The 6,609-nt window shown below is 51.0% G+C and carries 8 protein-coding genes; 4 read left to right on the forward strand and 4 right to left on the reverse strand.

Annotated elements, in window-relative coordinates; translation table 11 throughout:
• Positions 1 to 893 precede the first annotated feature (893 nt).
• From HPY90_RS10080 to HPY90_RS10090, 3 genes are all read left to right on the forward strand, one after another.
• On the forward strand, positions 894 to 1,517 hold the full coding sequence (locus tag HPY90_RS10080) for a nucleotidyltransferase family protein (RefSeq protein ID WP_287194163.1): 624 nt from the start codon (positions 894 to 896) through the stop codon (positions 1,515 to 1,517).
• A 336-nt stretch (positions 1,518 to 1,853) separates the two neighbouring features.
• Entirely contained in the window at positions 1,854 to 2,000 is a 147-nt protein-coding gene (locus HPY90_RS10085; RefSeq protein WP_287194165.1) for a hypothetical protein, read from the forward strand.
• Positions 2,001 to 2,053: 53 nt separating this feature from the next.
• Positions 2,054 to 2,398 (forward strand): hypothetical protein, encoded by a 345-nt coding sequence (locus HPY90_RS10090; protein WP_353733654.1) that lies wholly within the window; start codon positions 2,054 to 2,056, stop codon positions 2,396 to 2,398.
• 641 nt (positions 2,399 to 3,039) lie between these two features.
• Here the strand turns inward: HPY90_RS10090 and HPY90_RS10095 are convergent.
• From HPY90_RS10095 to HPY90_RS16155, 4 genes are all read right to left on the reverse strand, one after another.
• Positions 3,040 to 3,924 carry a DUF3991 and toprim domain-containing protein gene (locus HPY90_RS10095; RefSeq protein ID WP_287194167.1) on the reverse strand — a complete coding sequence of 295 codons (885 nt, stop codon included), beginning with the start codon at positions 3,922 to 3,924 and terminating at the stop codon, positions 3,040 to 3,042.
• A gap of 157 nt (positions 3,925 to 4,081) precedes the next feature.
• Complete coding sequence (locus HPY90_RS10100) at positions 4,082 to 4,735, reverse strand: hypothetical protein (RefSeq protein ID WP_287194169.1); 654 nt, start codon at positions 4,733 to 4,735, stop codon at positions 4,082 to 4,084.
• A gap of 77 nt (positions 4,736 to 4,812) precedes the next feature.
• Positions 4,813 to 4,998: a hypothetical protein gene (locus tag HPY90_RS10105; protein WP_287194171.1), complete on the reverse strand. Its 186-nt coding sequence runs from the start codon at positions 4,996 to 4,998 to the stop codon at positions 4,813 to 4,815.
• A 33-nt stretch (positions 4,999 to 5,031) separates the two neighbouring features.
• Entirely contained in the window at positions 5,032 to 5,214 is a 183-nt protein-coding gene (locus HPY90_RS16155; protein WP_353733655.1) for a helix-turn-helix domain-containing protein, read from the reverse strand.
• Between the two features lie 227 nt (positions 5,215 to 5,441).
• Here HPY90_RS16155 and HPY90_RS10110 point away from each other — a divergent pair, with 227 nt between their 5' ends.
• Positions 5,442 to 6,329, forward strand: a complete 888-nt coding sequence (locus HPY90_RS10110; protein WP_287194173.1) for a hypothetical protein — start codon at positions 5,442 to 5,444, stop codon at positions 6,327 to 6,329.
• Positions 6,330 to 6,609 lie beyond the last annotated feature (280 nt).

Genomic DNA, 6,609 nt, shown 5'->3' on the forward strand with positions numbered 1-6,609 from the left:
GTTGGTAGACCCGACGATGTGACCCCTTTGGGCATCCGTTTGACAGGAGCGAAGGTAGTGGCCTATGGCGTCCCTGTTTTACCTGGGGTCACCTTCATGGTGGCGTACCTCGTACATCCTCCTATGATGGGCGTGCCTGCGGCATGTATCACCGGGCCACTATCTTGGACTTGATTTTGCCTCGGATTCTGTCTGGCGAACGGGTTACGCAGGAGGATATAATAAAACTTTGCTGTAGGTGGCTTATGCCTTAATGTAACTATCCCTGCTGAGATAATCCAGGTCTATCGAGGGAGGAAAAGAGGTTAAAAGGAGAAAAGGGTAGCTTGGGAGGTAGCGCATAAGATATAAACGAAAGACTGGCCACCTAAGAGCGGGAGAAGGTTGTCATAGATAGGAAGCTGATAGCGCACTTTGCCGCCTATAAGAACAGGGTTAAACCTTTCTCTTCGCCGCCACCGTCCGCATCTAAGGATCAACCCTGCAGGAGACGGGCACTAGTGATATAATTCTCCCTGACGGGCGTATTCTTGGTACCCTAGGCGGCGTGTTGGCTGAGGCTGAGATAAGAAAAAGGGGTCGGAAGTTCTGCGGAGGGAGAGCTAAACTTTTATGCGTAGTTCTCACTGCTGAAGTAACGGAGGGCAAAGCAAGGTTTGCGGCGGCCTTATAGAGGTTTTCCTTGAGCCCGTCCAAGAAGAGATTAGAGGATAGAGCACCTTTGATTGGCCAAACCTGCCTGGGAAAGACCGCAAAAACCACAGGGATGTATCTTCAGTAAGGTCTATTTCCTCCTTGCAGGTGTCCTAACCAAAGCCCAATCAGGGCCGCGTTTCTTTTAGACTATCGCTAACCCCAATTCATCTCCTTTTGAAAATAGGGGGCAGTGGAAAATGAGCTATTCCAAAGGCCATCATCAGTCTCGAGCAAGGGTTGCGCACAGGGCGGCAGTACTTCTAGCAGCAGGGGAGTCCAGGCGTATGGGACGCCCCAAGGCGCTTCTGCCCTGGGGGCATTCGACGCTATTGGAGCATAATCTTCAGGAGCTGGTGGCAGCTGCAGATCAGGTCGTGGTGGTGCTAGGAGCGTATGCGGAGCGCCTCAGATGGCTAGTAAGACCGCCGGTCCAAGCGGTGTTCAATCCAGATTGGCCGAGCGGGCGGGTTTCGTCAGTGCTTGCAGGCCTCAGAGCCCTTGAGTCCCCGAGGGCTATTCTTATTGCTGGGGTAGATACGCCCTTGGCCCCTGGCCTTGCAGCTAGCTTATTCGAAGCCCACGCTGCTAGCGGCTGTCCTATTACTGTTCCCACCTATGGTGGCCGTTTTGGGCATCCACCCGTCTTTGACGGTTCCTTACTTCCAGAGCTCCTAGGGATTACAGAGGAGGGGCAGGGGCTGCGGGAAGTCCTACGCCGCTATCCTGTGTATACCCTTGAGGTCCCTTATTCCTCAGTGCTTTGGAACTTTAATCGACCTGAAGATTACGAGGTAGCCTACCGTTTAGTTTATAAGGTATAGACTGTCTTACTACCCTATATGCATGTGTTTGCCCTCCTACACAAGGTATCCATCTGCGGGGTATATGTTTACCAGGACTCTATACCTACATAAACCTGGTTCTGGACCGTATGGCTCATCTCAGCCCTTTATTTTCTGACAAGGAACTGGAAAAGAGGGGCCACAAGTTTGGTCCGCTATGCCGATGACTGCAATATTTACGTCAAAAGCAAGCGGGCGGGAGAAAGGGTCATGGCCAGTATCGGTAAGTTTCTGCAGGAGCGGTTAAAGCTCAAAATTAACTAGCAGAAAAGTGCGGTAGACCGACCGTGGAAACTAAAATTCCTAGGGTTTAGCATGTACAAAGCCAAGGCAGGGCAAATCCTTATCCGTCTGGCGCCGCAGAGCATCGACCGGGTGAAGATGAAAATCTGGGAGATAACTGCCCGGAATAAGCCTGTAAGCATGACTGAGCGCATAGAGCGCTTAAATGCTGGTGGGTAAATTACTTTGCCCTGGCGGAGACGCCCAGCGTATTCAAGGACATAGAAGGCTGGATGCGGAGAAGGCTGCGTATATGTTTATGGAAGCAGTGGAAGCGGGTGCGGACCAGATATCGAGAGCTACGTCCATTGGGACTGCCGGAATGGGTGGTACATCAATTTGCCAATGCCCGCAAAGGGCCATGGCGGATGGCCCATGGGCCAATGAATAGAGGCCGTGGGCAATGCCTATTGGCAGTCCCAGGGTCTCATGAGCTTAACCGAGCGCTATCGAAGTCTTCGTCAAGCTTGGTGAACCGCCGGATGCGGACCCGCATGTCCGGTGGTGTGAGAGGACGGGGGCTAGCCGTCCCCTCCTACTCGATGTGTGCGCCTGGTAAGTATAGGATCATAGGTTAAAGGGAGGTACAGGCGAGGCAGCATAAATCTGCTGCGTCTAAGGCAATACTCGTCGCAAGGTAGGATCTATTGGTGCGCCAGAGGGAAAATTGGGGGCGCAGAAGCCCCTATAAGGCAGGGGGTGGCTACTTTTGGGGATCACACAACCTTATATTTGACGCCCAGCGAGAAGAGGATGAAATAGAGAGTCTTAAGAGAAAGTGCCAGATAAAATTTTAAAAAAGTTTTACATTAAAAGGCATAACAACCATTATGTGCCATTTAACAAAAGACGTGTTATGTTAAATCCCAGGATGTACTAAATTAAGCACAAAAAAGAAAAAGCGATTTAAAATTTTTTGTTTAAAAAGTAAGGCCGATAAGGGAAAAGGGGTGAAGGAACATCTAGGATACAAATAGCGAGAGCTTACAATATGGTATAACGGCTTGCTATAGCACATCATGGACGCTGCCATGGACGCCATCGTCGATAGCCGCACCCGGGCAATAATCCGGATCAGGTTACGGAACTCGCTATAACGCGTATAATACGGTTTAATGCTACGTACTGTACACTAGCGAAAAAGCCTGTTTGTTGCCTCCCAGATCTGTCAGTTAAGCGGGGCTGGGAAAGAAAATTCGGGTTTACAGGCCATTGGGCTTTACCCAGGCGTTTTTCGGGCCTCCACCAGAGTCTCGTTCCAATCTTTGAACCCCGGTGGGAGGAGGATTGCTACCGTATACCCTTGCGCTTTAAGCCGTTTCTTGAACTCCTCTGCGGCCGTCCGGCCGGGCTTATCGCCGTCAAAGGCCAAAACCACTGTCTTTATCTCCTGCCAATCCTCCAGAAACGTGGTCAGCGCCTCCCAGCGAAGCCCATTCAAGCTTACCAGGTGATGGCTCCGAAAGAAGGGTTTCAAGCTCACTAGTGAGAGAGCATCGATAGGGCTCTCGCAGACTACAGCCCCCTGGCTTTCTGTCTCTGGGGGCCAGTGCCAGGGGTAACGGGCATCGCTGCCGAACGCTAAGCCCTTGAAGTTTGAGAAAGTTCCCCGGAGAAAGGCCCCTTTAGGTTGACCAAGTCGGCTATAGGAGGGAAATACGCAGTTAGCTTTGACGTCCTGATATAGCAAACCTTTGGCCATGAGCCACCCCACAAGAGTAGGGGGTAGTTTACGAACTTTGGTTAAGTAAATGGCTACTCGCCGGTTGTCCGAGGCGCGCTCCGGAAGACGAAATTCCAACTCGGTACAGTGCTGGTAATTGGCCGCGGGTTTCGGGGTACAATTACCTACTGGCCCTAGGGCTAGCAGATCTTCAACGGCCTCCTGGAATGGGAGGTTCAGTATCCTCACTAGAAAATCGATGGCGTTACCTTTTATCCCGCTGGAAAACTGGATAAAGTAGCTATCTTTTATTAAGAGGCCCCCATGCCCTGGAAGCCGCCAGTTGCCACTTCCTTCGTAACGCAGGGGATAACCCCGAGCCTCCAAGTAGCTAACAAGGCTGACCCGTCGAGCCTGCCGGATTTGCTCTGGGCTAAGCAACCTATCACCCCATTTTTTTCCTTTCCAGCCCCGCTTTAAGGTGGTGGGGTAGACACTTGGATCTTTGGCTCTATAATTTATAAAGAAAATATAATGGCAACGCCACTTTGCCATATTGCCATTTTGCCAAATGGCCATATTGCCATGTTGCCAAAGCCTATAAGCGTAGGCTATCAATAAAGGCGCTAAGCTTATCACGACGTTCTTTAAGCCACCTGTAAAACTCTTTGACTTCCTCTTCGAGGCCGTTTCGGTATGACGGTGGGATCCATCCATCATCATCTTGACAAAGGCCAAAGATAGCAGCAATTAAGGCTAGGGTGCTTAAATCGAGGCCCAAAATCCCCCTAAGATTTTGTAGTCGAGCCTCGACCCATAGGTAGAGAGAGCCTCGTAGGTATGTCTTGGTAACACCCAGGTGATTGAAACGGTAGTCGCCTTTTAGAAATGCTAAAAGGGCGAGCTCGTTAGCGTTTGGAAAGATCTGCCTCCAGAGGTTTTCCAGATCCTTCGTCACCGTAAGATCTTCTAAAACTCGTAGCCCGCATCGGGTAGCAAAGCGCACAACGGCAGCCAAGGTACTTAACTCTCGCCTCCTGCCGATAAGACCCCGGAAGAGACCCCATAGGAGCACCGGGCAATGTGCTCCGAACCGGGTCTGCCAGGGAATCTGCTTTCTTTCCCAGGTGTCGCCCGCCTGTATATCCTCTTGAAGGGATGGTGTCCCGGGCCACAAGGGCCCGGGCACTAACTCCCAGTCGCCACGATTATTGACAAGAAAACCCTGATCAGGTACACTCGAGTTGCCCATATAAAATTTACCTTCCTTCCCTATACTACCTCGCCGTACCGAGGTTTTTTTGTTTTCTAAGGCCCCGCCGTCGGTAATCATCCCCGGAGACGCGCCAACGCCCTAATTAGCTTTTCTTCGACCTCGCTTCTGCTCTTGCCAGAAAAAGTGAGCCGTTCGCGCTTCCCTGACACCGGGTCGCGGGCAACGATAGACGCTGCCCACATCCCAGAGATCCCGTGGAAAATAGTTCCACGAAGAATACTCCGTTGGCTGTTTGTCATGCTTCCACCCCCTTTCTCACGCCCCTACTCCCTCTACTTTCGAAATCCTTGAGCTTGCTGCTTGAGCCAGTCCCGCAATGCGTCCGCAGGTACGCGGATAGCTTTCCCGAACCGAATTACTGGAAAGTCTTTCCTGTGAACTAGACGGTAAACCTCCGTTCGGGAAAGCCCAAGTAACTTTTGGATATCAGCAGGTCGAAGAAGCCAAGGTTCCACGGTTTGTCCCTCCCTCTTGAGTTCCCTCTGCTTCTATGGTACAATGCGGTATCAAAGGATGTCAAAAACGTCAAGTTGTTTGACATACAGAACTATTAAATCCACATTGTTGTAATCCCTAAAAAAATTTTCTGGTCTCTACTCAGGTGTTTGACATGTGGATGACAGCATGGTTTGCTCCACCTCGGATAGAAGTAGTTAGTCTTCACCAAGGGGCACCCCACCCTTTGACGTTCGAAAGCGAGGACGATGTAAGCGAAATGCGAAAAAACATATTGGAGGCGCTAGATGTCCTTAAGCATTGGGACCTGTTGCACCCAACACGCTTTTTCCTCGCTGGCTGGGCTTTGACCCGTGCGTTCCGCCCCTTGTTAGAAGTTCCTACTCTATCTGATCTGGTAGCCATGGGCCCTGCTCCTGTCGAAAAGGCCATGGAGGAGTTTCATCAGTTGATACTATCCAGCTTGCCTCCAGTCCACCGTGGAAAGGGACAAATTGTGGCAGAAAGACCTTGTCCTTTAGGCAAGCTCTACCGTAAAATGCTAGACGATATTGCGGTAGAACATGAATGGCCTTCAGGAGTTATGTACCGTTTGCTAAAGGACGAGAGGTTCCTTTTCTGGCAGGAGGCCTATGTGTTTGTCTCGACCGTTAAGAAATGGCTAACTGGCCCCCGGCCAGGACTGGCAGCAGTAGAGAGACCTTCCGAACTATGGAAGCTACTTTCTGTGCCAATGTTTTATTATGAAAGCCGTCTTCGGCAGGCCGCTATAATCCCACATTTGATCTCAAAAGGTAAGGGAATTCTAGTAGCGTATGAAGTATTGCTTGCGGAGGGCATTATGCCTTTGGTGTGGGTAGAGTTGGCTATGGCACTTCAATGGGGAATTCCAGCTACTTTTTGTCCGGAGTGCAGGGGCCTCATGGTACGCGGACGCGAAAAAACCTGCGGTGACCCCAGATGCCTTCGCAAGCACAGGGAAAAACGTCTGGCTGCCTTGGAAAATAGCTATCGCAAAAGCAAGGGCCTCCCGGTGATCGAAGACGTGACAGAAGCGGCCCGGGCCTACAACCGTCGCAAGAAGCGGGAGTCACGGGGCGCACGGGAACCGTGATACGCCTTTACTGCATTTACTGCAACCGTACTGCAACCCAGGCATAATTCTACGTAATTTGGTGGCACAAAATGGCAGCATGAAACCCCTCAAAGGCTTGAAAATCCTAAGTAGGTGTAACCACAAATAACCAGGTAGCACATGCTTCCTGTGTCTCACATTCAAGAGGTCGCAGGTTCAATCCCTGCCGCGCCCACCAGGAAAATCAAGGGTTCCGGGGATGGAAGGCGTTCCCAGAACCCTGCTTTTACGACAATCTTACGACAATAAAAATTGAAAC

This window comes from Syntrophothermus sp. (genome assembly GCF_013314835.1).
Lineage (GTDB): Bacteria > Bacillota > Syntrophomonadia > Syntrophomonadales > Syntrophothermaceae > Syntrophothermus > Syntrophothermus lipocalidus.